At 71.5% G+C, this 24,881-nt stretch carries 22 protein-coding genes; 15 read left to right on the top strand and 7 right to left on the bottom strand.

Annotation, left to right across the window (positions count from 1 at the left end; all coding sequences use genetic code 11):
- Positions 1-45: 45 nt before the first annotated feature.
- The gene (locus ACGFMK_RS15005) at positions 46-1,221 is read right to left on the bottom strand and encodes an MFS transporter (RefSeq protein WP_392762458.1); all 1,176 of its coding nucleotides are present in this window, start codon (positions 1,219-1,221) and stop codon (positions 46-48) included.
- Between the two features lie 80 nt (positions 1,222-1,301).
- Here ACGFMK_RS15005 and ACGFMK_RS15000 point away from each other — a divergent pair, with 80 nt between their 5' ends.
- Complete coding sequence (locus tag ACGFMK_RS15000; protein ID WP_392762456.1) at positions 1,302-1,847, top strand: CGNR zinc finger domain-containing protein; 546 nt, start codon at positions 1,302-1,304, stop codon at positions 1,845-1,847.
- Between the two features lie 47 nt (positions 1,848-1,894).
- Here ACGFMK_RS15000 and ACGFMK_RS14995 read toward each other — a convergent pair whose 3' ends face one another.
- Together ACGFMK_RS14995 and ACGFMK_RS14990 are read right to left on the bottom strand one after the other, a co-directional pair.
- Positions 1,895-2,329: an OsmC family peroxiredoxin gene (locus ACGFMK_RS14995; protein WP_323331393.1), complete on the bottom strand. Its 435-nt coding sequence runs from the start codon at positions 2,327-2,329 to the stop codon at positions 1,895-1,897.
- Positions 2,316-2,774 (bottom strand): MarR family winged helix-turn-helix transcriptional regulator, encoded by a 459-nt coding sequence (locus tag ACGFMK_RS14990; RefSeq protein WP_392762452.1) that lies wholly within the window; start codon positions 2,772-2,774, stop codon positions 2,316-2,318. Before ACGFMK_RS14990 ends, ACGFMK_RS14995 begins: the two co-directional genes overlap by 14 nt.
- Positions 2,775-2,856: 82 nt before the next feature.
- On the opposite strand from ACGFMK_RS14990, the gene ACGFMK_RS14985 reads away from it, so the two are divergent.
- A complete protein-coding gene (locus ACGFMK_RS14985; RefSeq protein WP_392762449.1) occupies positions 2,857-3,363 on the top strand; it encodes a DinB family protein in 507 nt (168 codons plus the stop codon).
- On the opposite strand, the gene ACGFMK_RS14980 is transcribed toward ACGFMK_RS14985, so the two are convergent.
- Positions 3,350-4,126, bottom strand: a complete 777-nt coding sequence (locus ACGFMK_RS14980) for a DUF1295 domain-containing protein (protein WP_392762836.1) — start codon at positions 4,124-4,126, stop codon at positions 3,350-3,352. The genes ACGFMK_RS14985 and ACGFMK_RS14980 overlap by 14 nt on opposite strands.
- Complete coding sequence (locus ACGFMK_RS14975; protein WP_392762447.1) at positions 4,126-5,397, bottom strand: class I SAM-dependent methyltransferase; 1,272 nt, start codon at positions 5,395-5,397, stop codon at positions 4,126-4,128. The genes ACGFMK_RS14980 and ACGFMK_RS14975 overlap by 1 nt, the downstream gene beginning before the upstream one ends.
- 82 nt (positions 5,398-5,479) lie before the next feature.
- Here ACGFMK_RS14975 and ACGFMK_RS14970 point away from each other — a divergent pair, with 82 nt between their 5' ends.
- The 11 genes from ACGFMK_RS14970 to ACGFMK_RS14920 all read left to right on the top strand — a co-directional run bounded on the left by ACGFMK_RS14970 (position 5,480) and on the right by ACGFMK_RS14920 (position 14,703).
- The gene (locus ACGFMK_RS14970) at positions 5,480-6,748 is read left to right on the top strand and encodes an NAD(P)/FAD-dependent oxidoreductase (protein WP_392762444.1); all 1,269 of its coding nucleotides are present in this window, start codon (positions 5,480-5,482) and stop codon (positions 6,746-6,748) included.
- Positions 6,742-7,476, top strand: a complete 735-nt coding sequence (locus ACGFMK_RS14965; RefSeq protein WP_392762833.1) for a DUF1365 domain-containing protein — start codon at positions 6,742-6,744, stop codon at positions 7,474-7,476. The genes ACGFMK_RS14970 and ACGFMK_RS14965 overlap by 7 nt, the downstream gene beginning before the upstream one ends.
- Positions 7,469-8,077 (top strand): ECF RNA polymerase sigma factor SigK, encoded by a 609-nt coding sequence (gene sigK / locus ACGFMK_RS14960; protein ID WP_392762441.1) that lies wholly within the window; start codon positions 7,469-7,471, stop codon positions 8,075-8,077. The genes ACGFMK_RS14965 and sigK overlap by 8 nt, the downstream gene beginning before the upstream one ends.
- Positions 8,078-8,088: 11 nt before the next feature.
- Positions 8,089-8,838: an anti-sigma factor domain-containing protein gene (locus ACGFMK_RS14955; RefSeq protein ID WP_392762830.1), complete on the top strand. Its 750-nt coding sequence runs from the start codon at positions 8,089-8,091 to the stop codon at positions 8,836-8,838.
- Positions 8,839-9,080: 242 nt separating this feature from the next.
- Positions 9,081-10,385 carry a cell division protein FtsZ gene (gene ftsZ, locus ACGFMK_RS14950; RefSeq protein WP_328451717.1) on the top strand — a complete coding sequence of 435 codons (1,305 nt, stop codon included), beginning with the start codon at positions 9,081-9,083 and terminating at the stop codon, positions 10,383-10,385.
- 83 nt (positions 10,386-10,468) lie between these two features.
- Positions 10,469-11,173, top strand: a complete 705-nt coding sequence (pgeF, locus tag ACGFMK_RS14945) for a peptidoglycan editing factor PgeF (protein WP_392762438.1) — start codon at positions 10,469-10,471, stop codon at positions 11,171-11,173.
- Complete coding sequence (locus ACGFMK_RS14940) at positions 11,170-11,898, top strand: YggS family pyridoxal phosphate-dependent enzyme (RefSeq protein WP_392762435.1); 729 nt, start codon at positions 11,170-11,172, stop codon at positions 11,896-11,898. Before pgeF ends, ACGFMK_RS14940 begins: the two co-directional genes overlap by 4 nt.
- A 97-nt stretch (positions 11,899-11,995) precedes the next feature.
- Positions 11,996-12,595 carry a cell division protein SepF gene (locus ACGFMK_RS14935; RefSeq protein WP_392762434.1) on the top strand — a complete coding sequence of 200 codons (600 nt, stop codon included), beginning with the start codon at positions 11,996-11,998 and terminating at the stop codon, positions 12,593-12,595.
- A gap of 115 nt (positions 12,596-12,710) precedes the next feature.
- The gene (locus tag ACGFMK_RS14930; protein ID WP_013224824.1) at positions 12,711-12,986 is read left to right on the top strand and encodes a YggT family protein; all 276 of its coding nucleotides are present in this window, start codon (positions 12,711-12,713) and stop codon (positions 12,984-12,986) included.
- Positions 12,987-13,038: 52 nt separating this feature from the next.
- A complete protein-coding gene (locus ACGFMK_RS14925) occupies positions 13,039-13,887 on the top strand; it encodes a DivIVA domain-containing protein (protein ID WP_392762431.1) in 849 nt (282 codons plus the stop codon).
- A 135-nt stretch (positions 13,888-14,022) separates the two neighbouring features.
- Positions 14,023-14,703 (top strand): hypothetical protein, encoded by a 681-nt coding sequence (locus tag ACGFMK_RS14920; RefSeq protein WP_392762429.1) that lies wholly within the window; start codon positions 14,023-14,025, stop codon positions 14,701-14,703.
- Between the two features lie 328 nt (positions 14,704-15,031).
- On the opposite strand, the gene ACGFMK_RS14915 is transcribed toward ACGFMK_RS14920, so the two are convergent.
- Together ACGFMK_RS14915 and ACGFMK_RS14910 are read right to left on the bottom strand one after the other, a co-directional pair.
- Positions 15,032-17,740: a hypothetical protein gene (locus ACGFMK_RS14915; protein ID WP_392762426.1), complete on the bottom strand. Its 2,709-nt coding sequence runs from the start codon at positions 17,738-17,740 to the stop codon at positions 15,032-15,034.
- Positions 17,737-19,509: an HSP90 family protein gene (locus tag ACGFMK_RS14910; protein ID WP_392762424.1), complete on the bottom strand. Its 1,773-nt coding sequence runs from the start codon at positions 19,507-19,509 to the stop codon at positions 17,737-17,739. Before ACGFMK_RS14910 ends, ACGFMK_RS14915 begins: the two co-directional genes overlap by 4 nt.
- 377 nt (positions 19,510-19,886) lie before the next feature.
- On the opposite strand from ACGFMK_RS14910, the gene ileS reads away from it, so the two are divergent.
- Both ileS and ACGFMK_RS14900 read left to right on the top strand, forming a co-directional pair.
- Complete coding sequence (gene ileS, locus ACGFMK_RS14905) at positions 19,887-23,054, top strand: isoleucine--tRNA ligase (RefSeq protein ID WP_392762421.1); 3,168 nt, start codon at positions 19,887-19,889, stop codon at positions 23,052-23,054.
- A gap of 133 nt (positions 23,055-23,187) precedes the next feature.
- Positions 23,188-24,816: a penicillin-binding transpeptidase domain-containing protein gene (locus ACGFMK_RS14900; protein WP_392762419.1), complete on the top strand. Its 1,629-nt coding sequence runs from the start codon at positions 23,188-23,190 to the stop codon at positions 24,814-24,816.
- The last annotated feature ends 65 nt before the right edge of the window (positions 24,817-24,881 follow it).

The following is a 24,881-nucleotide window of genomic DNA, read 5'->3' as shown; positions in this document are numbered from 1 at the left end:
CGGCCGGCCGCCGGTCAGGTTCCTGCAGCCGCGCTGCAGGAAGTTTCACGCCCGGGTGCGGGTCATCCCGGCCAGGGCGAGCAGCGGCAGCACGCCGGCGAAGACGGCGACGGCGCTCCAGCCCCCGAGGTGGTAGGCGATCGAGTCGGCCTGCGAGCCGATCGCGCCGCCGACGAAGAACGTCGCCAGGTAGATGCTGTTGATCCGGGCGCGCGCCGACGGGTCGAGCTGGTAGATCGTGTGCTGCCCGACCACGAGGGTCGCCTGCACCGCCGCGTCGATCGCGATCGCGGCGATCGCGAGCAGGACGACACTGTGCGCGCCGAACCCGGCGAGAGCGAAGGCCGCCGCGCACACGATGAACGCGGTCGTGGTGAGCCGCCGGCCGTGCCCGTGGTCGGCCCAGCGCCCGGCGAGCGGCGCGATCAGGGCCCCGCCCGCGCCGGCGAGGGCGAACAGGCCGACCCCGAGCTGGGAGTAGTTGAACGGCGGGGCCGTCAGCACGAACGCGATGGTCGTCCAGAAAGCGCTGAAGGCGCCGTACATCGCGGACTGGAAGAGCGCGCGGTGGCGCAGCGCGGGGTGTTTCCGCACCATCGCCAGCGTCGAGCGGATCAGCTGCCCGTAGCCGACGTCGGTCTTGGGCGCCCGCTTCGGCAGGCTGAACCGCAGCACGAGCGCGAGCACGGCCATCGCCACGGCGGAGAGGAGGAAGACCACGCGCCAGCTCGTGACCTCCGCGAGGAAGCTGGCGATCACGCGCGAGAGCAGGATGCCGAACACGAGCCCGCTGACCACGCGCCCGACGATCCGGCCGCGGATGTGGTCCGGGGCGAGGTCGGCGGCGAACGGGATGAGGATCTGCACGACCACCGAGGTCGTCCCGACGAGCAGGGAAGCCAGCAGCAGCACGGCGAACCCGGGCGCGAGCCCGGTGACGACGAGGCCCGCGCAGGCGACGCCGAGCAGGGTGGAGACGAGGGTGCGGTTCTCGAGCCGGTCGCCCAGCGGGACCAGCAGCAGCATGCCCGCGGCGTACCCGATCTGCGTCGCGGTGACGACTCCGCCGGCGGCCGCCTCGCCGACGCCGAAGGTGTGCCGCAGCTCCGCGAGCAGCGGCTGGGCGTAGTACAGGTTGGCGACGGTCAGTCCACAAGAGACGGCCAGCAGCAGCACGAGCCAGCCGGGCGGTGCTTGCTGCTGCGGCTTCGTCTCGGTCATCTTCACCCCAGAACATCGGCACCGGTTTGATCGGTTCCGAAGGTACCAGTCAAACCGGTTCCCGAGGTATGGTGACGTGCATGACAGAGCGGTTCCGGTCGGGCGCGGGCACGCTGTGCCTCGATTTCGTGCGCACGCTGCGGTATCGGGGTACGTCCGATGCTACGGAGGAGTTGCCGGACGGGGCTTCCTTGCGCGCGTGGATCGAGGAGTTCGGCAAGTTCGGAGAGGCCGTGGTGCCGGAATCCGCGGTCCGCGACGCCCGGGCGCTGCGCGAGGCGATCCACGAACTGATCTCCGACGGCACCACTTCATGCCGCCCGGCGACCCGCCGGCGCCTGAACCGCTTCGCGGCGGCGCCGGTCCCGGCGCCTTCACTGAATCCGTCGGGCGAACTTCGTTGGCACGCTTCGGATCCCGTGTCGGCGATGTTCTCGTTGCTGGCCCGGGACGCCCTGGACCTGGTGACGTCCCCGGCGTACGACCGGGTCCGCCACTGCGCGGGCGCGCGGTGCGGGGCGTTGTTCCTGGACACGTCGAGGCCGGGCACGCGGCGGTGGTGCTCGATGGACGTCTGCGGGAACCAGGCGAAGAAGTCGACTTATCGAGCCAAAGCGGCCCACTGACGACGAATGGCCGCCCCGCCGAAGCGGGGCGGCCATGCAAAAGCGCCTCAGACGAGGGCCGCGTCCAGGGTGATCGTCGTGCCGGCCAGGGCCTTCGACACCGGGCACGTCTTCTCGGCCGTCTCCGCGTACTCCGCGAACTGCTCCGCGGTGACGCCTTCCAAAGCAGCACGCAGCGTGATCGCGATGCCGCTGATCTCGAAGCCGCCGCCGGCGGCCGGGCCGAGGGTGACCTCGGCGCTGACGTCGATCGAGTCCGCCGTCAGCTTCTGGGCCTCCAGCACGCCCGACAGGTTCATCGCGAGACACGACGAGTGGGCCGCGGCGATGAGCTCTTCGGGGCTCGTCTGGCCGTCCGGGTTGCCCGCGCGGGTCGGGAACGAGACGGAGAACGTGCCGGCGTTGGACGAGTCCAGGGTGACTTCGCCCTTCCCCTTCTGCAGTCCGCCGGTCCAGTGGGTGGTCGCGTCACGGCTGGGCATCAAGGCCTCCAGGTGGGTACGCGGCGGCCGACGCCGTCAGCCGCCGCAGGGTTTCGATCAGGTGGTGCCGCTCGGTGTCGTCGAGGCCGAGTGCGCAGCCGATGGCCGGGGGGACGCCGGCAGCGCGCTCGCGCGTCGCCCGGCCCTTCTCGGTCAGGCTGACCACCACGGTGCGTTCGTCCGCGGGCAGGCGTGTCCGCGTCACCAGCCCGTTGGCCTCGAGTCGTTTGAGCAGCGGGGAAAGCGTGCCGTAGTCCAGGTGCAGCCGTTCGCCGATCTCCTTGACCGGCCGGTCGTCGGACTCCCACAGCACCAGCAGCACCAGGTACTGCGGGTACGTGAGGCCCAGCTCGCCGAGCAGCGGACGGTACGTGTCCGTCACCGCCCGGTGCGCCGCGTACAGCGCGAAGCAGGCTTGCTCGTCCAGCAGGAACTCGTTCGGCACGTCCACAAAACTAGCCCACGATTACATCGTGCACAAGGTATTAGCCGGAAAGTGTCGGACCCCTGTGGCAGAGTCCCGGGACATGACCGAACGACCGGACCGCCCGAAGGTCCCACTCACCGGCGGCGAACGGGAGATCCTCACCAGCTTGCTCGACCACCACCGTGCCACCGTCGCCTGGAAGAGCGGCGGACTGAGCCAGGACCAGGCCCGGCGGGTCCACCTGCCCAGCGAGCTGACGACCGTCGCCGGCCTGGTCGCGCACCTCACGCTCGACGAGTGGTTCTGGTTCGCCGTGGTCGTCGACGGCGAGCCGGACACCTGGGAGGAGAAGCTGGCCCACGATCCGGACGCGGAGTTCCGGGTCGCCCCCGAGACGACGGTGGAGCAGCTGCTCGCGGACTACGAAGCCCAGTGTGCCCGCAGCCGCCAAATCACCGCCGCCCACGACCTCGCCGACGAGGTGACGCACAAGGCCGAGACGTTCAACGTCCGCTGGGTCGTCGCGCACATGATCGAGGAGACCGCCCGGCACGTCGGCCACCTCGACGTCCTGCGCGAGCTGACCGACGGCCTCACCGGGGAGTGACGCGCTTGGGCGGCAGCGGGAAGAACCCGCTGGTGCGCTCGACGTAGAGCGCGTACGCCGGGCGCGTGCGGGCCATTCCCTTCTCCAGCAACGGTTTCCCCGTGCCGCGAGCCAGCGTGAACGTCATGGCGATCGGGGAGAGGATCGTCAGCGCGCCCGGCCACGTCGAACACGCGAGGAGGTACAGGCCCCACCAGACGCACGCGTCGCCGAAGTAGTTCGGGTGCCGGGTGTAGCGCCACAGGCCGGTGTCGAGCACCTTGCCCTTGTTCGCCGGGTCGGCCTTGAAGCGGCGCAGCTGGTCGTCGCCGATCGTCTCGAAGCCGAACCCCACCAGCCACACGGCGACGCCGAGCCAGCCCAGCACGCCGATCCCGGTGCCGTACTGCGCGAACTGCACCGGCAGCGAAACGAAGTACAGCACCACGGCCTGCACCAGGTACACGCGCACGAACATCTTCGCCGGGGACGCCTTCTCGGCCATCCGCACGTACCGCGGGTCCTCCGGCAGCTTGTGGTTGCGCAGGTGCAGGTGCGCCGACAGCCGCACGCCCCAGACGACCGTCAGCGCCGTGACCACCAGCCGCAGCGAGAGCGGCCCGTCGCCGAACGGGAACGCGGCCAGCGCGACGATCGCGAAGCCGAGCCCCCAGAACGTGTCGATCGTGTCGTAGCGCTTGCGCGCCCGCGCGATCCCGAAGGTCACCACCACCGCCACGACCGTGACGCCGGCGGTGACCAGCAGCGTGCCGCCCAGGGGCATCAGTTCCACTCCCGCGTCGCCGGCATGCCGCTGACGCCGTTGACGTCCGGCCGCACACTCAGGATCTGGTCCACACCCATCCGGTTCTCCTCGAACGCCAGCGCCCCGCCCACCAGGTACAACCGCCACACCCGCGCGCCGGTCTCCCCGATGAGCGCGACGACGTCGGCCCAGTTCTCCTCTAGGGTGTCGGCCCAGGCGCGCACCGTCCACACGTAGTGCTCGCGCATCGCGTGGACGTCACGCACCTCGAGGCCCGCGGTTTCGAGGTGTTCGACGGTCCGGCCGACCGGGCGCATGGTCATGTCGGGGGCGATGTAGCGCTCGATGAACGCGCCGCCGCCGGGGGCGACGTTGCCGCGGGACATCTGCTGGATCAGCACCCGCCCGCCGGGCTTGACCATCTTGTGCAGCGTCGCGGCGTACGTCGGGTAGTTGACCTCGCCAACGTGCTCGCCCATCTCGATCGACGCCACCGCGTCGAACGGCGCGTCCGGCAGCTCGCGGTAGTCCTGGCGTCGGACCTCGACGCGGTCTTCGAGGTCGTGCTGGGCCAGCCGGCCGCGGATGTGCTGCAGCTGCTCGGCCGAGAGCGTGATGCCGACGGCGTGCACGCCGTGGTGCTTGGCCGCGTGGACCAGCAGCGAACCCCAGCCGCAGCCGACGTCGAGCAGCCGCATGCCCGGGCGCAGACCCAGCTTGCGGCAGATCATCTCCAGCTTGTCCGACTGCGCCTCGGCCAGGCCGTACCCCGGCTCGTCGGAGGTGAAGTACGCGCTGGAGTAGGCCATCGACTCGTCCAGCAGCAGCTGGTAGAAAGCGTTGCCCAGGTCGTAGTGGTGGGCGATGGCGGACTTGTCGCGCAGCAGGCTGTGCAGCTTCCCGGACAGCCGGGCCTCTTCGGCGGGCGGCTTGGGCGGGAGGCCGAACACGCCGAGCTTCCCGGCGAGCGACGCGGCTTCCGCCCACTCGCGCGGGCCGAGCTTCACCCGCTTGAGCTCACCCGCGCGGGTGAGGGACCAGATCCGGCGGAAGCCGTCGGCGAGATCGCCCTCGACGTCGAGATCACCGGTGACGTAGGCGCGGGCGAGACCCAGCTCACCCGGCGCGAAGAGCAGGCGGCGGAGGGCGCGGCGGTTGCGCAGCACCACGGTGGGCGCGTCCACTGGTCCGGCGCGGGTTCCGTCCCACGTCCGGAGGCCGATGGGGAGCTGCCCGCCGAGGAGCTTTTCGGCGAACGAGGCGAGGCGGTGCGCGGTGCTGTTCGGCATGTCCGGGATTCGCTCCGTCCTGCGTGGTGGATTGGTGGCGCGTTCATCCAATCCACATCGGGGGCGGCGGCGAAGTACCGGTGTGGAGATCACGGGAGAACGCATCGCCGTCATCGGCAGCGGGGTGGCCGGACTGACTGCTGCCTACCTGCTGCAACGCAAGTACGAGGTTCTGCTCTTCGAGGCCGACGACCGCCTGGGCGGGCACGCGCACACCCACGACGTGCCCAGCGCCCACGGCGGCACCATCGGCGTGGACTCCGGCTTCATCGTCCACAACGAGCGCACCTACCCGACGCTGCTCAAGCTGTTCGGCGAGCTCGGGGTGCGCACCCGCGACACCGAGATGTCGATGAGCATCCGCTGCGACGGCTGCGGCCTGCAGTACGCCGGCGCGAAGGGGCTGCCCGGGCTGTTCGCCCAGCGCGGCAACGTCGTCCGCCCGCGTTACGTGCGCATGCTCGCCGAGGTGAAGCGGTTCCACCGGCACGCGAAGCGGCTGCTGGACGCGAAGGACGCCGGCGACGTGACGCTCGGCGCGTTCCTCGCCATCGGCGGCTACTCCCGCTACTTCGTCGACCACTTCATGCTGCCGGTGGTCTCGACCGTCTGGTCCGCCGACCGCAGCGACACCCTGCGGTACCCGGCGCGCTACCTGTTCGAGTTCCTGCGCAACCACGGGATGCTGAGCGTCAAGAACTCGCCGTCCTGGCGGACCGTCGTCGGCGGTTCCCGCGAATACGTCGAACGCGCGGCGAAGCAGCTCACCGCCGTGCACCTGTCGACGCCGGTGCGGTCGGTGCTGCGGACCGCGGGCGGCGTCGAGATCCGCGACGACGCCGACACCCCGCACCGCGTCGACCGCGTCGTCATCGCCACGCACGCCGACCAGGCGCTCGCGTTGCTGGCCAACCCGACCGAGGCCGAACGCGACGTGCTCGGCGCGTTCCGCTACTCGGAGAACGAAGCCTGGCTGCACACCGACACCAGCGTGCTGCCGTCGCTGGCCGACGCCCGCGCGGGCTGGAACTACCGCGCCCCGGAGTGCGGTGCCCCGACCGGCGCGGTCCAGGTCAGCTACGACATGAACCGCCTGATGCGGCTGGACGAGCCGACCGGGTACGTCGTCACGCTCAACCCCGGCGAAGGCCCCGGCACGGACTCCCTCGTCGCGAAGATGCGCTACGAGCACCCGGTCTACACCCCGGAAGCCGTTGCGGCGCAACGACGGCTGCCCGAGCTGAACGACGGCGTGCTCGCCTACGCCGGCGCCTACCACGGCTGGGGCTTCCACGAGGACGGCTGCTCGTCCGGCGCCCGCGCGGCGGACAGCCTGGGAGTCGCCTGGTGACGACCGCGCTCTACGACGCCACCGTCGCGCACGTGCGGCGGATCGACCCGCCGCACGCCTTCGCCCACCGCGTGTACCTGTGGCTGGTCGACCTCGACGCGCCGCCGCGGCTGCCGTGGTGGCTGCGCCCGTTCGCCCGCTTCGACCACCGCGACCACTTCGTCGCGAGTGATGCGCGGGGGATCCGGGAGAAGCTCGACGGGTGGCTCGCGGAGCGCGGGGTGGACCTGCGCGGCGGCAAGGTCGTGATGCTGGCCGCCGCGCGCGTGCTGGGGTACGTGTTCAACCCGATCAGCGTCTACTGGTGCCACGGCCCGGACGGACGGCTCGAGTGCGTCGTCGCCGAGGTGCACAACACCTACGGCGGCCGCCACGCCTACCTGCTGCGGCCGGACGAGGCCGGGCTCGCCCGTGCGGCCAAGGAGTTCTACGTCTCGCCGTTCCAGGAGATGGACGGCGAGTACCGGATGCGCCTGCCCCACCCGGAAGCGTTGCTCGACCTCACGGTGGCGTTGCGCCGCGGGACCACCACGCCACTGGTCGCTACGCTGCGGGGAGTTCGCCGCCCGGCGAGCCCGCGGTGGCTGGCCCGGCTGGTACTGGCCCGGCCCCTGCTGCCGCAGCGGGTGTCCGCGCTGATCCGCCGTCACGGCGTCGTGCTGTGGCTGCGGAAGGCGCCGGTCATCCCGCGCACCCCGCAGAACGCCGGAGGACAGCTGCATGGATGACGCGGCCCGCCAGCGCCACATGGCTCCCGTCCCCTCGGACGACGTACCGGCGGCCCCTGCCGCCGAAGAGCTGATGGTGCGCGTCGCCAAGGGCGACGAGCGGGCGTTCGAGCTGCTCTACGACCAGTTCTCCGGGCCGATCTTCGGGCTGGTCCGCCGGATCGTGCGCGACTCCGCGCAGTCCGAGGAGGTCGCGCAGGAGGTGCTCGTCGAGCTCTGGCGCACCGCGACGCGCTACTCGCCCGAGAAGGGCTCCGCGCTGAACTGGGCGATGACCCTGGCGCACCGCCGCGCCGTCGACCGGGTCCGCTCGGCGCGGGCCAGCACCGAGCGCGAGCAGAAGGCGACCTTCGAGGCCGCCCGCGGCCGCCCGTTCGACGAGGTCGCCGAATCCGTCACCGCGCGCCTGGAACGCTCCCAGGTCCGCCGGTGCCTGTCCTTCCTGACCGACCTGCAGCGCGAGTCCGTGCTGCTGGCCTACTACCAGGGCTACACCTATCGCGAGGTGGCCGAAGTGCTCTCGACGCCGCAAGGAACGATCAAGACGCGGCTCCGGGACGGCCTGATCCGCCTGCGTGACTGTTTGGGGGTGACCGCGTGAGCACACCGGAGATGCACACGCTGGCGGGGGCGTTCGCGCTCGACGCGGTGTCCGACATCGAGCGCGCGGAGTTCTCCCGCCACCTCGAGCAGTGCGACGCCTGCGCGCAGGAGGTCGCCGAGCTGCGCGCGACCGCGGCCCGGCTGGGCGCGGCGATGGCCGAAGAGCCACCGCCGGAGTTCAAGGACCGCGTCATGACGGCCATGCACGCCACCCGGCAGCTGCCGCCCCGGACGCGGCCCGGCTCGCCCGAACGGCACCGCCGGTCGGGGCGCGCCCCGCGCTGGGCGGTGATCACGGCGGCCGCGGCGGCCGTCGTCGGCCTCGCCGCGGGCGGGGTGTTCGGCGGGATCGCGCTGACCCAGCAGCAGGAGCTGCAGAGCGCGCAGACGCAGCTCGACCAGGCACGGGCGCGGTACGCCCCGGTGGCGGCGCTGCTGGCCGCGCCGGACGCGAAGACCGGCCACGGCGAGGCGCCGACCGGCGGCGGGGTGACGGTCGTGCTGTCCCGTTCCCAGAACCGCCTGATGGTGATGGACGCCGGCCTGCCGGCGCAGCCGGGCGGGAAGGTCTACGAGGCCTGGCTGCTCACCGGCACCGAAGCGCCGCGTCCGGCCGGGGTGCTGGCCACCGACAGCGGGCTGGTCGTGGCGGACGGCGTCGGCAACGCCGACAAGGTCGCGGTGAGCGTGGAGCAGGCCGGTGGATCGCCCAGCGGGGCGCCCACGAACGTCCTCATGAGCATGCCCGCGCCCGCCTGATTTCCGGCCATAGCAGACCGGGTGCGGGGGCCGCTTCCGGCTCCTCGCTCTTGCGCGCACGAACGTGTTGTGGCAAAACACCTTTGCGACACACGGCGTGCCTACTGGATTAGAGCCTGCCTGGTGCCTACCGTCCTGCCTAACGTCGGCGGTTGACATAACTCTCAATCTGGGGTTTAGGTTGAGAGTTGATCACCGGCCGGCGGGCTGTACGGGCACAACGATCAGGAAGGCGGACTTCGATGACGCCCCCGCACAACTACCTTGCGGTGATCAAGGTGGTCGGCATCGGCGGTGGCGGCGTGAACGCCGTGAACCGCATGATCGAGGTCGGCCTCAAGGGTGTCGAGTTCATCGCGGTGAACACCGACGCCCAGGCACTGCTCATGTCCGACGCCGACGTCAAGCTGGACATCGGCCGCGAGCTGACCCGTGGCCTCGGCGCGGGCGCCGCCCCCGAGGTCGGCCAGAAGGCCGCCGAAGACCACCGTGAAGAGATCGAAGAGGTCATCAAGGGCGCCGACATGGTGTTCGTGACGGCCGGCGAAGGCGGCGGCACCGGCACCGGTGGCGCCCCGGTCGTGGCCCAGATCGCCCGCAAGCTGGGCGCGCTGACCATCGGCGTCGTGACGCGCCCGTTCACGTTCGAGGGCAAGCGCCGCGGCAAGCAGGCCGAAGACGGCATCCAGTCGCTGCGCAACGAGTGCGACACCCTCATCGTGATCCCGAACGACCGGCTGCTGCAGCTCGGCGACATCGGCGTCTCGCTGATGGACGCGTTCCGCTCCGCGGACGAGGTGCTGCTGTCCGGTGTCCAGGGCATCACCGACCTGATCACCACGCCGGGCCTGATCAACCTCGACTTCGCCGACGTGAAGAGCGTGATGTCCGGCGCGGGTTCCGCGCTGATGGGCATCGGCTCGGCGCGCGGCGAGGGCCGGGCCATCCAGGCGGCGGAGAAGGCGATCAACTCGCCGCTGCTGGAGGCGTCGATGGACGGGGCGCACGGCGCGCTGCTGTCCATCGCGGGCGGGTCCGACCTGGGTCTGTTCGAGATCAACGAGGCCGCGTCGCTGGTGCAGGAGTCCGCCCACCCGGACGCCAACATCATCTTCGGCACGATCATCGACGACTCGCTCGGCGACGAGGTGCGCGTCACGGTGATCGCGGCCGGCTTCGACGCCGGCGCGCCGACCCACAAGAAGCTCGACCCGTCGACGTTCGGCTCCGGCTCGCGCCAGGGCTCCGGCACGGCGTCGGCCTCGGCCGGGCAGGTCTCGAACCAGCAGGGGCCGCCGTCGGGGGCCACCCCGGTGCCGTCCGCCTCGGGTTCGGGCTACCCGGTCGCGCCGCCGCGGTCGCACACGCCGCTGCCGTCGGCGTCCGGCCAGAACACCGGCGGGCTCCCGCAGCCCGGCGGCGGTTCGCGCGGCTACTCGCCGATGGGCTCCAACGCGACCCAGGGCAGCCTGCCCGGGCGCGCCATGCCGGTGCACGACGACCCGTCGGACGACGAGGTCGACGTGCCGCCGTTCATGCGGCGCTGACGAACACTGTGGTCCGTGAAGGCCACCTTGAGGGACCTGGAGTCCCTCGAGGTGGCCTTCACGGCTTTGGGAGGATGGGCGCTATGCGGGTTCGGCGAGTGGTGACGACCAGGGCGGGCGGCGCGTCCCGGCCGCCGTACGACACGTTCAACCTGGGCGACCACGTCGGCGACGACGAGGACCACGTCCGCGCGAACCGCAAACGGCTCGCGGCCGAGCTGGGCCTGGCCGAGGACAAGCTGGCCTGGATGGAGCAGGTCCACGGCCGCACGGCGACCACTGTGGACGGCTCGGAGACCCGGGCCGCCGAGGCGACCGACGCCCTGGTGACCGCGACGCCGGGGGTCGCGCTGGTGGTGCTCGTCGCCGACTGCGTCCCGATCCTGCTGGCCGACGCCGAGGCCGGGGTGGTCTCGGCGGTGCACGCGGGCCGCGTCGGCACGCGGATCGGCGTCGTCCCGGCGGCCGTGGCGGCGATGACGGAGGCGGGCGCCGAGCCGTCCCGGATCGAGGCGCTGCTCGGCCCGGCGATCTGCGGCGACTGCTACGAGGTCCCGGCCGCGATGGCCGCCGACGTCGAGAAGCACGTCCCCGGCACCGCGTGCAAGACCCGCAAGGGCACGCCCGGCCTCGACCTGCGCGCCGGGTTGTGGCGGCAGCTCGCCGACCTCGGCGTCGGCAAGATCGGCGTCGACCCGCGGTGCACGAACGAGGACAAGACGCTCTTCAGCTACCGGCGCGACGGGACGACCGGGCGGATCGCCGGCATCACGTGGATCGAAGCATGACCGACCGCAAGGTCGAGCTGGCCGCGAACCTGGCCGAGGTGGAGGAGCGGATCGCCGCCGCGTGCCGCGCCGCCGGGCGCGCCCGCGACGAGGTCCGGCTGATCGCCGTCACCAAGACCTTCCCGGCGTCGGACGCCGCGCTGCTCGCCGACCTCGGCGTGACCCACGTCGGCGAGAACCGCGACCAGGAGGCCGGGCCGAAGGCAGCCGAGGTCGCCGAACTGCGTCCCGGCGCCGCGTTGCGGTGGCACATGGTCGGCCGGCTGCAGCGGAACAAGGCACGGTCGGTGGTCGAGTGGGCACACGAAGTGCAGTCGCTCGACTCGGCCCGGCTCGCCGACGCCCTCGCGAAGGCCGTGCACACCGCGCGTTACGCCGGTAAACGTGACGAACCGCTCGACGTCCTCATCCAGGTGAGCCTCGACGACGACCCCGGGCGCGGCGGCTGCCCGCTCGGCGAGCTGGCCGCGCTCGCCGATCGGGTAGCTCACACGGGTGAACTGCGGCTTCGCGGCCTGATGGCCGTCGCGCCGCTCGGCGGCGACCCGGCGGCCGCCTTCGAACGCCTGGCCGTGGCGGGGGAAAGGCTCCGAAAAGATCACCCGAATGCCGCAGCCGTGTCCGCCGGGATGAGCCATGATCTCGAGCAGGCGATCACGCACGGCTCGACGTGTGTGCGTGTCGGAACCGCGCTGCTCGGCGGGCGCGGTTTAGCCTCGCCGTAGGGAGCTCGTGCGGTCGTCACGTTTAGTGGTCGGCCATACGGGGCACTGACGGCGTGGAGAATCGTTGGTGCGGGAGCGGCTAGGGCTAGGGAGAGGCATGAGCGCGCTGCAGAAGCTGAAGGCCTACTTCGGGATGGTGCCCGCTGACGACGAAGGTTACGACGTCGAAGACGACTATCGGCGCGGTTACGCGGACGACGACTACGACTCCTACGAGGAGCCGGCCCCTCGGTCGCGTTCACGGTACCGCGACGTCGAGGACACGTACGACGAGCCCGTCAGCCGCAGCCGTTCACGCTCCGTGGCGGGGTCCGAGCCCGCGGTCCACGGCGCGCTGGCCATGGACCGGCAACCGGAACCCGTGGCGCGGCTCCGGCCGGTCACCGAGCCGGTCGTGCGCCAGCCGGTGCGTGACCCGTTGAGCCGGATCACGACGCTGCACCCGACCAGCTACGCGGAGGCGCGGGCCATCGGCGAGCACTACCGCGAAGGCATCCCGGTGATCATGAACCTCACCGAGATGGAGAACGCGGACGCCAAGCGGCTCGTCGACTTCGCGGCCGGGCTCGCCTTCGCGCTGCGCGGGTCGATGGACAAGGTCACCAACAAGGTGTTCCTTCTCTCACCGCCCGATGTGGACGTGACCGCCGAAGACCGTCGGCGGATTGCCGAGGGCGGATTGTTTCTGCGCGGCTGAAGTCGCGCGGACCGCTGAGCGCAAGCAAACGTGATTTTGTCGACCCGATGCCGCGTCGACCCCCTCAACTGCGTCTGGAGAACGGACGCCCGGTTAGAGTAGGTACGTGGAAGCTGTGTGGCTGGTCGTCTGGTACGTGCTGTTCGCATTCTGGTTGTTGCTGACGGCGCGCATCGTGGTCGAACTCGTCCGCACCTTCGCACGGGAGTGGCACCCGGCCGGAGGGGTTGCGGTGACGCTCGAGACCATCTACACAGTGACGGACCCGCCGGTTCGCCTGTTCAGGCGAATCATCCCGATGGTGCGGATCGGCGGCGTCGGACTGGACTTATCGATTATGGTGCTGCTGTTGGTTGTGTTCTTCGCGATGCAACTGGCGACTCCAAGTTGATCGGGGAGACTTGGGTGGACCCTGCAGGCCATGGAGTGCGTGAGGTGATCTGATGTCGTTGACCCCCGCTGACGTGCATAACGTCGCGTTCAGCAAGCCGCCCATCGGCAAGAGGGGCTACAACGAGGACGAGGTGGACGCGTTCCTCGACCTGGTGGAGACCGAGCTGGCCCGCTTGATCGAGGACAACAACGAGCTGCGCCAGCAGATGGAGCAGCTCGACGCCGAGCTCGAATCGACTCGTAGTGAGCTCGACAACGCCAAATCCGCGCAGCCCCCGATGCGCGAAGAGCCGTCCCGGCGCCTCGCGCCGGTGCCGCCGCCGGCGTCCGCGATGGAGCAGACCCAGGCCCACTCGATGGTGGGCGACAGCGGCGAGCCCAACGTGCAGGCGGCCAAGGTCCTCGGGCTCGCCCAGGAGATGGCCGACCGGCTGACCGCCGAGGCGAAGACCGAGTCCGACGGGATGCTGGCCGAGGCCCGCACCAAGTCCGAGCAGCTGCTCTCGGACGCCCGGGCGAAGTCCGACTCGATGGTCAACGAGGCGCGCACGCGCGTCGACACGATGCTGAACGACGCGCGGACCCGTGCGGAGACGTTGGAGCGCCAGGCGCGCGACAAGGCCACCACGCTGGAACGCGAGTCGCAGCGCAAGTACACCGAGACGATGAACAGCCTGAACTCCGAGAAGGGCGGGCTGGGCAAGAAGATCGAAGAGCTGCGCACGATCGAGCGGGAGTACCGCACGAGGTTGCGCGGGTTCCTCGAGTCCCAGCTGCGTGAGCTCGACGACCGCGGCTCCGCCGCACCGGCCTCGGCCTCCTCGAACTCCGGGCAGTCGTCCGGATCGTCGAGCGGCGGCCAGGGCTACTCGTTCGGCCCCCGGGCCGAAGCGGGCTGAGTTTCTCCGGGCACACCCCGTCGGCGCCGGTTTTCCTGCGGCGCCGACGGGGTTGTGCCACGGTTCGGAGTCGATCCGGTACCGCACGTGGGCGGGTCGTGGACCGAACCACGCCCGTTCGTGCTGTAATTCACCGTGCTCTACATCGTGCTGGTACTGGTACTGGCGGCTCTGGGGTTGCTCGTCTCCGCGCTGATCACGGCTTCTTCGCTGTGGGCGTGGGTTTCCATCGGCCTCTCGGTGCTCGCCGGGGTGATCCTGGTCGTCGACTGGCTGCGCCGTCGGCGCCGGTCCGCGACGCCCGCCGCCGAACCTCGTGAGGTTCCGGAGCCCTCTTCGTCTTCGTCGTCGGAGGAGTCTCCGTCGGAGCCGAGCCTGTTCACCGAACCCGAGAAGCCGGCCGAAGAGGACCAAACAGTCCTGATCCCGGCCGCCGGAGAGCTGGGTGATCCGGCCGACACGCCCGAGCCCGACCTCACTCCGGAGTCACCCGAGCCCGATGAGGCTCCTGAGGCTGCCGCGTCGTCGGCTTCTTCTGCCGCTTCGACCGCTTCGGCCGCGGAAGAAGAGCCCGCCGCGGCCGACGAACCCGAACCCGGTGAAGAATCGACGGCGGAGTCCGACATCGCGTTGCTGGCCGACCTGGAGGACGAGGTGGTCGTCGTCGACGAGCACCCCCGCTACCACCTCCGCGTCTGCTCCTGGGTCGGCACCCGCGACACGATCCCCATCGGTATCGGCGAAGCCCGCCAGCTCGGCTTCACCCCCTGCGCCCGCTGCGGCCCGGACGCGACCCTGGTGGCCGCGCACCGTTAGGCCATGCCGAAGTGGGTTGCGAGCGCCCGCCGGGCGGTGGCGCTGCTCACCCCTGTCCCAACAGAACTTCGGCAACGGACGGCGTCCGGCCGCGGGGGCGTCCACACCCAGTTCGTGGAAGACGTCGGCGGCCCGGGGACCCAGCGTGTACGGGTGTTCGCGCAGCGGAGCCGAAATCCGCCCGGTTTTATCCGGGCGCACCCGCCTTGGGGAATGGGCGGGGGGAGTTTGGCGGGGCCCTATCCACTGTGGGCAGTCCGGACAGCCCATCGGTCCAAGCCCGGCTTCGCCCAGGGCTCCGAGAGCCCGGCCCAGGAACCAGGCCCCCTTATTCCGGTAGCTCCGCCAGCAACCCCTCGACCTCCGCGCGCTGCCGCTCCGCGTCCTCCGGCAGACCAGCCGCCGCGGCCGTCAAGATCTCCCGTGCCTCCCCGACCTTCCCGAGGTCGCGCAGTAGCCGTCCACAAAGGACATCCGCCGCCAGAGCCGGCAGCTCCGCGCCGAGGGCTCGCAGCTCCGTCGACGCCCTGGCGGCTCGGGGGTACGCCTCCTCCGGGCGGTCCAGGTTGGCCAGCAGGCGGGCGCCGTCGTAGGACGTCAGGGCTCGCTCCCAGGCCAGGTCCGGGTCGTCGGTCGCCGCCGCGGTTTCCGCTGCTGTCAACGCTTCCAGGGCCTTTTCGCGGTCGCCGGCCCAGAGCCAGGACAGTACCGCGCGGCGCAACGTGCGGAGTTCGGACGTGGCCGGCCCGGCTGCCTTGTAGTACTCCGCCGCCCGGGTGTAGCCGGCCGCTGCTTCGGCGTCGCGGTCCAGCTCGTCGAGGACGTCCGCCTGGGCCTCCATCGCCTCGCCCGCCGCCGCCGGGTCTTCCGCGCCGGCGAAGTACCCGGCCACCGTGCCGAACACCGTCACCGCCTGCTCCGGCCGGTCCAGCGCCCAGTACGCCTTGCCCAGCATGAACCGGCCCTGCGCCAGCTTCCGCTCGGCGCCCGCCCGCTCCAGCACCGGTTCCGCGTCCTCGGCGGCTTCCGCCGCCTCCTCCGGCCGGTCGAGGTCCAAGTACGCCATGGCGAGGTCGACCCGCACCACCGCCGCGTCGACCGGCAGGCCGGCCGCCGTGAGGTCCGCGATCGCCGACCGGAACGCCGTGACCGCGTCCTCCGGCCGGCCCAGCCGCCCGGCCAGGTTCCCGCGGAACCGGCTTGCCTGCGCCCGCACGAGCAGGTCCGTGCCCGCGTCGATCCCCGTGGTGGCCGCGAACGCGGCCTCGAGGTCGCCCATGCCGCGCCGGAACCGCGCGCCCAGCAGCCGGACGCGCGCCGCGCGCTCCGGCGACCCGGCTTCGGTGTAGCGCGCCACGGACTCGCCGGCGAGGTCGATCGCCGCCGGCAGGTCGCCCTGGTTGGCCAGCACCACCGCCCGGCGCTCGAGCCACAACGCCACCAGCGCGGGCGAACCGCTCGCCCGGACCGGCTCTTCGGCGCGGTCGAGAACCTCGCGCGTGGCCTCGAGGTCCTCCCGGGTGAAGTGCGCGGTCGCCAGCCGCAGCAGGGCGAAGCCGTGCGCCGCGGCGTCCCCCAGCTCCGCCAGCCGGCTCGCGGACGCTTCGAGCGCGGCCCCGGCAGCCTCGTCGCCGGCCCGCGCGAGCACCAGGAGCCGGACGCCCCGCGCCGACTCGGCCAGCACGGCATGGCCCGCTTCCTCGGCCGCTTCGGCGGCCCGTCCGAGATCGCGCGACGCCGCTTCGGGGTCGTCGTGGTCGGCCGCCGCCATCAGCCGCAGCGCCAGCAGCTCACCCGTGGGCGCCGGGCACAGCGCGTCGAACTGGGCCCAGATCGCGTCGGTCGACCGGCCCAGCAGGAACTCCCGCTCGGCCAGCTCCGCGAGTTCCGCGGCCGTGGCCGGCAGCGCGGGCGGCGAAACGGGGACGGGGACCGGGGTGGGCGCGACCGGCCCGGACAGCGGCAGCTGCTCGACGAGCGGCTCGGCGGCCAGCAACGCACGGACCCGGTCGCCCTGCGCGGACGTGCCGTTGCGCGCGTCGAACCGGGCCACGAGCGCCAAGGCGCGGCCGGTCAGCTCGTCGCGCAACGCGGCCACGGTCGTGCCGCCCACCGGCGCGTCACCGTGCCCGGCCTCGGCCACCAGCCGCAGGTTCAGCGCCGCCACGGCGGCGAACTCCATCTCCGCGTACGGCGTCGGGGCGTCGTCCAGCCACCCGAGGTGACGCTCGAGGATGTCCAGGCCCCGCGCGTGGTTGCCGGTCAGCGCGCAGAACTCGACGTGGCTCGCGATCTCCCGCAGCTGCGCCCGGTCGTGCCGGATCGCGCGGTAGGCCTGCCGATGCGCCCGCGCCGCTTCGTCGAACCGTCCCGTGTGGACGTACGGGAGCAGCAGCGACGTCAGGATGTCCTGCGGCTGCTCGACGCAGGTGAACTCGCCGCCCAGCACCGGTTCGGCCACCTCGACGGCTTCGGCGTACCGCCCCATCGCGGTGAGGTGCCGGACCTTCGCCGTCGGCTCGCAGCCGACGCAGTCGGACATCTCGCCGCGGGGCGAGGCCGCCCAGAGCCGGTACTGCTCGGCGGCGGTCTCCCGGTCGCCGACGTGCCGCGCGAGCGTGGCGCGGTACTGGTGCACCGGGTTCATCGAGTACCCGGCCAGCCGGTACCGGCGCTCCATGTCGTCCAGCACGGCGTGGGTCCGCTCGAGCGGCATCTCCGGGAAGCGGGTCATCGACCCGGCCATGAACTTGAAGTACCAGTACAGGTTGGCGTCCCAGTGCGGGTCCGCCTCGCCGCGGTCGTGCACGGCCAGGCACCAGGCGAACGGCACGAACGCCTTCGCCGGTTCCCCGCCCTGCTGGTACGCGCTGGTGACGAAGATCCTCGCGGCGTACCGGAGGGCGGGCGAGCCGTGGGCGTCGGCGTCGCGCACCACGGTTTCCATGGCGCCGATCCGGGCTCGTCCGCGGGGCAGCTGGTAGGCGGCCCACAGCCGGTCCCACAGCACCTGCTCGTCGGCGCCCGGCGCGCTCATCGGGTCTCCTCGCCGGGCACGGCCTGGTCCAGCAGCCCGAGGAACGACCGGTTGAGCAGCGCCGCGTCCGCCGGCCGGATCGGGTGCCTGCCGAACAGCAGCGCCTGGCCGTACAGCGATTCGACGGCCAGCCCGCGCAGCGTTTCGTCGTCGAGCCGGGAAATCCGGCGCACCAACGGGTTCCGGTGGTTGAGCACCAGCTGCGGGCGGTCGTCGGTGGGCTTCTCGAACGCCGAGAGCACGCCGGCCCACAGCTCGTCGACCTGCTCCTTGGTGGCCCGCAGCTCGCCCGCGAACGCGGCCGCGCGGTCCAGCAGGTACAGCACCGGCAGGTTCGCCGGCTCGAACTCGCGCAGCACGACCTCGCAGCCGAGCCGGTCGAGCCGGCGCTGCGCGGCGGTGACGAACGGCCGGGTGGCCAGCGCGGTCGCGCTGTCCAGCTCGCTGAACGCGGTGGTGAGGTCGCTCGGGTCGAGCCGGGTCACCGCGAGGTCCGGCTCCAGCGACCGCATCCGCTCGGCCAGCTCGCTGTCGTAGGTGTACCCGCCGTTGATCACGGCGATGTCCTGCGCGGCGGCGACCCCGGCCAGCTGCTGGTACTCGTCGGTGGTGGCGCAGTAGCGCAGCACGCCGTAGCGGCCGCGGAACTCGGCCATGGTCATCCGGCCGACGTTCGTCTCCACCGGCCACCACTGGTCGACCAGCCGCAGCATCTCGTCGTCGTGCAGGGCGAGCGCCTTGACGCCGAGGTGGTGGATCCCGAGGAAGCGGTTCAGCCGCTCGGGCGCGGTGCGGGCCAGCCCGACGAGCCAGCCGCGCAGCTGGTCGCCGAGGGCTTCGCGCGTCGCCTCCAGTTCGCCGTCGTCGTAGAGCGCCTCCCGGCTGGCCGTGGGGCGCAGCTCATCGGCGTCGACGACGCAGCGCGCGAAGAACGCCCAGTCCGGCAGCAGCCCCGGCGCGCTCTCGGCCAGCAGCATCCGCTTGAGGTAGACGCGGTGGCCGCCGTGCTCGGCCGGGCTGGCCGGGAACGGCAGCACGTAGGCGACGCCGGTCAGCCCGGCGGCCGGCACGTCGAGCTCGACGACGTCGAACGGGGTGAAGCCGAGGGTGTCCTGGGCGTAGCCGACCAGATCGGCCTGCCGCTGCCCGGGAACGCGGTCGTCGCGCGCCCACGGCGGGCCGCCGCCGCTGATCGCGCGGCCGTCGACGGTGACCTCGAACGGCAGCATCGAGCCGTAGAGCGCGGCGAGGTCGGCGACCGTCTCGGGCGCGAACCACTGCTCGGCGCCGGGGCGCGCGGTCAGCGTGACCGTGGTGCCCGGAGCGTCCCGTTCGCCGGGGCCGATCGCGTAGGTGCCGTCGGAGCGGCCGGTCCACCCGACGGCGGGGCCGCCGCCCGCCGCGCGCGTCACGACGCGGACCTCGTCGGCGACCAGGAACGCCGAGAGCAGCCCGATGCCGAACTGGCCGAGGAACTCGTGGCGCTGGAAACCCAGCTCGTCCCGCTTGGAGCTGCGGCCGATCGTCGCGAGCAGCTCGTGCACCTGGGTTTCGGTGAGCCCGATCCCGCTGTCGGCGATGTCCAGGACACCGTCGCCGACGACGACGGTGATCGCCGCCGGGCAGGCGGGGTCCTGCGCCCGCCGCGCGGTGACCGCGTCGACGGCGTTCTGCAGCAGCTCCCGCACGTACACGCGCGGGCTCGAATACAGGTGCCTGCTGAGCAGATCGACGACCCCGCGAAGATCCACCTGGAAAGTACGGCTCACCGTGAATGTTCCCCCATGTTTTTTCGGCCGCGGACCGGGAATACGGCGCCTCGTCATGCTAACGGTGACGGGCTCGCGCGGGCGTCCCCATTTCCCGTCGTGCCCCTCGTGACAACCCGGTTGCGCGGGGCGGTTAACCTGGTGTCAGCACAGCGTCGATCCGGCCATCACCGGGGAGCTTCCGGAAGAACCGAGCCTCACCGCTCGCAGTAGAACCGGACGGGTGCGGCCCGTGACAGCCGTCGAACGAGCGGCCCGGCAGGCACAGCGCCGGGCAAGCGGGGTGGTACCGCGGAACGCCGCAGGGCGTCTCGTCCCCGTGTGGGTGACCGGGAGCCGGTCGTCCGTACGAGAGCGACGAACCGAGGAGCACCCGGATGTACCCCCAGGCCAAGCTCGACGACAGCGCGGGTGTGCCGTCGCAGCCGTCCTTCCCGGAGCTGGAGACCCAGGTCCTCGCCTACTGGGAGAGCGACCGGACGTTCCAGGCGAGCATCGACGCGCGTCCCGCGGGCGAGCACGGCGACAACGAGTACGTCTTCTACGACGGCCCGCCCTTCGCCAACGGCCTGCCGCACTACGGCCACCTGCTCACCGGGTACGTCAAGGACCTGGTGCCGCGCTACCAGACGATGAAGGGCCGCAAGGTCGAGCGCCGCTTCGGCTGGGACACCCACGGCCTGCCCGCCGAGCTCGAGGCGATGCGCCAGCTCGGCATCACCGAGACGTCCGAGATCGAAGAGATGGGCATCGCGAAGTTCAACGAGGCTTCGCGCGAGTCCGTGCTGCGCTACACCGGCGAGTGGCGCGAGTACGTCACCCGCCAGGCGCGCTGGGTCGACTTCGACAACGACTACAAGACGCTCGACGTCACCTACATGGAGTCGGTGCTGTGGGCGTTCAAGCGGTTGTGGGACAAGGGACTCGTCTACGAGGGCTACCGCGTCTTGCCGTACTGCTGGCGTGACGCGACGCCGCTGTCCAACCACGAGCTGGGCATGGACGCCGACGTCTACCGCAACCGCCAGGACCCGGCCGTCACCGTCGGGTTCCGCATGGAGGGCAACGACAACGAGCTGGACGGCACCTACCTGCTGATCTGGACGACCACGCCGTGGACGCTGCCGTCGAACCTCGCCACCGCGGTGCACCCCGAGGTGGACTACGTCGTCGTCGAGAGCGAAAACCTGCCCGGCAAGCGGTTCCTGCTCGCCGAAGCGCGCGTCGCCGCGTACGCGCGTGAACTCGGTGAAGAGCCGACCGTCGTCGCGCGCTACACCGGCGCGCAGCTGCTCGGGAACCGTTACGCGCCACCGTTCCCGTACTTCACCGGCACCGAGAACGCGCACCGCGTGCTGTCGGCCGACTACGTCACCACCGACGACGGCACCGGCGTCGTGCACATCGCGCCCGCCTACGGTGAAGAGGACAAGGTCGTCACCGACGCCGCCGGGATCGTCCCGGTCACGCCGGTCGACGCGCACGGCAAGTTCGACGACACCGTGCCCGACTACGCCGGGCAGCAGGTGTTCGACGCCAACCCGAACATCGTGCGGGACCTCAAGAACGGCACGGGATCGGCCGGGCAGCAGGGTGCCGTGCTGCTGCGGCACGAGACCTACGACCACTCCTACCCGCACTGCTGGCGCTGCCGGAACCCGCTGATCTACCGCGCGGTGTCGTCGTGGTTCGTCGCGGTGACGCAGTTCAAGGACCGGATGGTCGAGCTGAACCAGCAGATCACCTGGTACCCGGAGAACGTCAAGGACGGCCAGTTCGGCAAGTGGCTGGAGAACGCGCGCGACTGGTCAGTGTCGCGCAACCGGTACTGGGGCACGCCGATCCCGGTGTGGCAGTCGGACGACCCGGCCTACCCGCGCACCGACGTCTACGGCTCGCTCGACGAGCTGGAGGCCGACTTCGGCGTGCGGCTGGACAACCTGCACCGGCCCTACATCGACGAGCTGACCCGGCCGAACCCGGACGACCCGACCGGGCACTCGACCATGCGCCGCGTCCCGGACGTGCTGGACGTCTGGTTCGACTCGGGCTCGATGCCGTACGCCCAGGTGCACTACCCGTTCGAGAACGCCGACTGGTTCGAGCACCACTACCCGAGCGACTTCATCGTCGAGTACATCGGCCAGACGCGCGGCTGGTTCTACCTGCTGCACGTGCTCGCGACGGCCTTGTTCGACCGGCCGGCGTTCCGCACCTGCGTCTCGCACGGCATCGTGCTGGGCTCGGACGGGCAGAAGATGTCCAAGTCGCTGCGCAACTACCCGGACGTCAACGAGGTCTTCGACCGCGACGGCTCCGACGCCATGCGCTGGTACCTGATGGCGAGCCCGATCCTGCGCGGCGGCAACCTGGTCGTCACCGACAAGGGCATCCGCGACGCCGTCCGCCAGGCCGTGCTGCCGCTGTGGAACTCGTACTACTTCCTGGCGCTGTACGCGAACGCCGAGGGGGTCGAGGGCGAGTGGCGCACCGACTCGGCGAACGTGCTCGACCGGTACGTGCTGGCGAAGACGCACGAGCTGGTCACCGACGTCGAGTCCGCGATGGACCACTACGACGTGGCCGGCGCGTGCCAGACCGTCCGTGACTTCCTGGAAGTCCTGACGAACTGGTACGTCCGGCGCTCGCGCGACCGCTTCTGGGCGGGCGACAAGGACGCCATCGACACGCTGCACACGGTGCTGGAGGTGACGTCGCGGGTCGCGGCGCCGCTGCTGCCGCTGACCACCGAGGTGGTCTGGCGCGGGCTCACCGGCGGCCGCTCGGTGCACCTGACCGACTGGCCGAACGCCCTCGACCTGCCCGCGGACGCGGCGCTGGTGACGGCGATGGACCGGGTCCGGCAGGTGGCGTCGTCGGCGCTGTCGCTGCGCAAGGCCAACAAGCTGCGCGTGCGGCTGCCGCTGCCGTCGCTGGTCGTCGCGGCCGGCGACGCCGAGCAGCTCGGCGGCTTCGCGGACATCCTGCGTGACGAGGTGAACGTCAAGGCGGTCGAGCTGACCACCGACGTCGCCGCGCACGGCGGGTTCGAGGTCGCGGTGAACGCCCGCGCCGCCGGGCCGCGGCTGGGCAAGGACGTCCAGACCGTGATCAAGGCGGTCAAGGCGGGGGACTGGTCGCTGCAGGGCGGCAAGGTCGTCGCGGCCGGGATCGAACTGCAGGAGGGCGAGTTCGACCGCCGGCTGGTCGCCAAGGGCGGTGGCGCGGCCGCCGAGCTGCCCGGCGGCTCCGGCCTGGTCCTGATCGACACCGAGGTGACGCCGGAGCTGGCCGCCGAGGGCCTGGTCCGCGACCTGATCCGCGTCGTCCAGCAGGCCCGTCGTGACGCGGACCTCGACGTCGCCGACCGGATCGTGCTGACCATCGACGCACCGGACGACGTCGTGGAAGCGGCGAAGCGGCACGAGGAGTTCCTGGCCTCGGAGACGCTGGCGACGTCGGTGACCTACGCGGCGGTGGCCGACGGGTTCGCCGGCGCGGTCGGTGAGGGCACGAAGGTGACCGTCTCGGTCGCCAAGGCCTGACCACGCCCACCGGCCCGGAACCGATCACGAATCGGTTTCGGGCCGGTGGTTTTTTCACCCGAAAGGGCCGGGAATCGGCAAGCTGGGCCCTTGTGCGCGCGGGAGGCGTGCACTGGGGAGGGGTACGCGAGAAATGAGTCCTGGCAGAAAACGCGGCATTCTCATCGGCGGCGCGCTGGCCGTGGTCGCGGTCGTCGTGGCGGCGTTCTTCCTCCTGAACGGCGGGAGCGCACCCGAGGCCGCCGCGGGCTCGGGGGAGACGGCCGTCGACCGCCCCGGCGCGCTCGACCCGAACTCGGCGATCACCGAGTACCTGCAGGACTTCGCCGAGAACAACCCGGACGCCGCGGCGCGGCTCACGGACGACAACGCGGCGGCCGCCGTGGCGCTGCGCGACGCGCGGAACACGCTCCAGCCGTCGACGCTGGCCGCGAAGCTGACCCTGCTGCAGCCGACCCCGGCCGGGGCGAAGCAGACGAGCGGGACCTATCACGTGTCCTGGACGTTGAAGGACCGCCAGGTCTGGTCCTACGACGTGCCGTTCACCCTGGCCCAGGCCAACGGCAAGTGGCTCGTGCACTGGGCGCCGACGCTGCTGCACCCGAAGCTCGAAGCGGGCCAGCGGCTGGCGATCAGTACCGCCGCCCAGGACAGCACCGCCGTCGCCGACCGTGACGGCAAGCCCCTGCTCATCAGCGGGGCCGGTGGCGTGCACCCGGCCGACGGCAATCCGGCGCCGCTGCTGCGGTCCGCACTGATCGGCCAGGTCACGGCCGCGGCGGGCGGCGGGTTCGCGGTCGTCCGCACCGACACCGGCGGCAAGAACCTGGAGACGCTGTTCGGGAAGGCGTCGGAGGAGGGCGCGAAGCCGCTGACGTCGAGCCTGAGCCTGGGCGCGCAGAAGTCCGCCCAGGCCGCGGTGGACGGCTACTCGGGTTCCGCGATGCTCGTCGCGCTCGACACCGGCTCGGGCGACATCCTGGCCGTCGCGCAGAACGCGGCCGCCGGCCTCTCGCCGAAGGCCCTGAACGGGCTGTACGAGCCCGGTTCGTCGTTCAAGATCGCCACGTCGGTCGCGGCGATCCAGCAGAGCGGCCTCAACTCCGGCTCGCCGGTCGACTGCCCCGGCGTCGCGACGATCGGGACGCGCACGGTCAAGAACGAGGGCTTCGAGCTGGGCGCGACCACCCTGCAGACCGCGTTCGCGCGTTCCTGCAACACCACGTTCGGGCAGCTCTCGCTGAACCTGCCCGCGGACGGTCTGGTCAAGGCGGCGAACGAGCTGGGCCTCAACGCCGACTACGAGATCCCGGGCCTCAAGACCGAGCTCGGCAAGGTCGAGCCGGCGGCGAGCAAGGACGAGCAGGTCGAGGACGGGTTCGGTCAGGGCCGGATCCAGGCCAGCGCGCTCGGCGGCGCGATGATGGCCGCGACGGTCGCCTCCGGCAAGGCGATCACGCCGAAGCTGTGGCACGACCTCGACACCGTCGTCGTCAAGGGGTACTCGCCGCCGCCCGCGTCCGTGCTCGGCGAGGTGCGGAAGATGATGCGCGCGGTGGTCACCAGCGGCACCGGCAAGGCGGCGGCGGGCGCCGGGAGCGTGTTCGGCAAGACCGGCACCGCCCAGTTCGGCGACGGGCAGCAGGCCACCGGCTGGTTCGTCGGCTACCGCGGGAACGTCGCCTTCGCCGTCGTCCTGGAGAACTCGAACGACTCGGGACCGGCCGTGCAGCTGGCCGCGAAGTTCCTCAAGGGCGTCTGACCCCGTCCCCAACCGGACGACTCGCGTACCCGGACGGACGACTCGCGTACCTGGACGGACGACAC

Origin of the sequence: Amycolatopsis sp. NPDC049252 (assembly GCF_043197175.1) — a bacterium.
Lineage (GTDB): Bacteria > Actinomycetota > Actinomycetes > Mycobacteriales > Pseudonocardiaceae > Amycolatopsis.
This window is presented reverse-complemented; position numbering and strand designations above follow the sequence as displayed.

Excerpts from the sequence above, each read along its gene's own strand:
- ACGFMK_RS14955 (WP_392762830.1), top strand. The coding sequence starts at position 8,089 with ATGCACACGCTGGCGGGGGCGTTCGCGCTCGACGCGGTGTCCGACATC.
- ACGFMK_RS14915 (WP_392762426.1), bottom strand. The coding sequence starts at position 17,740 with ATGAGCGCGCCGGGCGCCGACGAGCAGGTGCTGTGGGACCGGCTGTGG.
- ACGFMK_RS14995 (WP_323331393.1), bottom strand. The coding sequence starts at position 2,329 with ATGCCCAGCCGTGACGCGACCACCCACTGGACCGGCGGACTGCAGAAG.
- ACGFMK_RS15005 (WP_392762458.1), bottom strand. The coding sequence starts at position 1,221 with ATGACCGAGACGAAGCCGCAGCAGCAAGCACCGCCCGGCTGGCTCGTG.
- ACGFMK_RS14985 (WP_392762449.1), top strand. The coding sequence starts at position 2,857 with ATGACCGAACGACCGGACCGCCCGAAGGTCCCACTCACCGGCGGCGAA.
- ACGFMK_RS14900 (WP_392762419.1), top strand. The coding sequence starts at position 23,188 with ATGAGTCCTGGCAGAAAACGCGGCATTCTCATCGGCGGCGCGCTGGCC.
- ACGFMK_RS14940 (WP_392762435.1), top strand. The coding sequence starts at position 11,170 with ATGACCGACCGCAAGGTCGAGCTGGCCGCGAACCTGGCCGAGGTGGAG.
- ACGFMK_RS14925 (WP_392762431.1), top strand. The coding sequence starts at position 13,039 with ATGTCGTTGACCCCCGCTGACGTGCATAACGTCGCGTTCAGCAAGCCG.
- ACGFMK_RS14975 (WP_392762447.1), bottom strand. The coding sequence starts at position 5,397 with ATGCCGAACAGCACCGCGCACCGCCTCGCCTCGTTCGCCGAAAAGCTC.
- ACGFMK_RS15000 (WP_392762456.1), top strand. The coding sequence starts at position 1,302 with ATGACAGAGCGGTTCCGGTCGGGCGCGGGCACGCTGTGCCTCGATTTC.
- sigK (WP_392762441.1), top strand. The coding sequence starts at position 7,469 with ATGGATGACGCGGCCCGCCAGCGCCACATGGCTCCCGTCCCCTCGGAC.
- ftsZ (WP_328451717.1), top strand. The coding sequence starts at position 9,081 with ATGACGCCCCCGCACAACTACCTTGCGGTGATCAAGGTGGTCGGCATC.
- pgeF (WP_392762438.1), top strand. The coding sequence starts at position 10,469 with ATGCGGGTTCGGCGAGTGGTGACGACCAGGGCGGGCGGCGCGTCCCGG.
- ileS (WP_392762421.1), top strand. The coding sequence starts at position 19,887 with ATGTACCCCCAGGCCAAGCTCGACGACAGCGCGGGTGTGCCGTCGCAG.
- ACGFMK_RS14935 (WP_392762434.1), top strand. The coding sequence starts at position 11,996 with ATGAGCGCGCTGCAGAAGCTGAAGGCCTACTTCGGGATGGTGCCCGCT.
- ACGFMK_RS14980 (WP_392762836.1), bottom strand. The coding sequence starts at position 4,126 with ATGCCCCTGGGCGGCACGCTGCTGGTCACCGCCGGCGTCACGGTCGTG.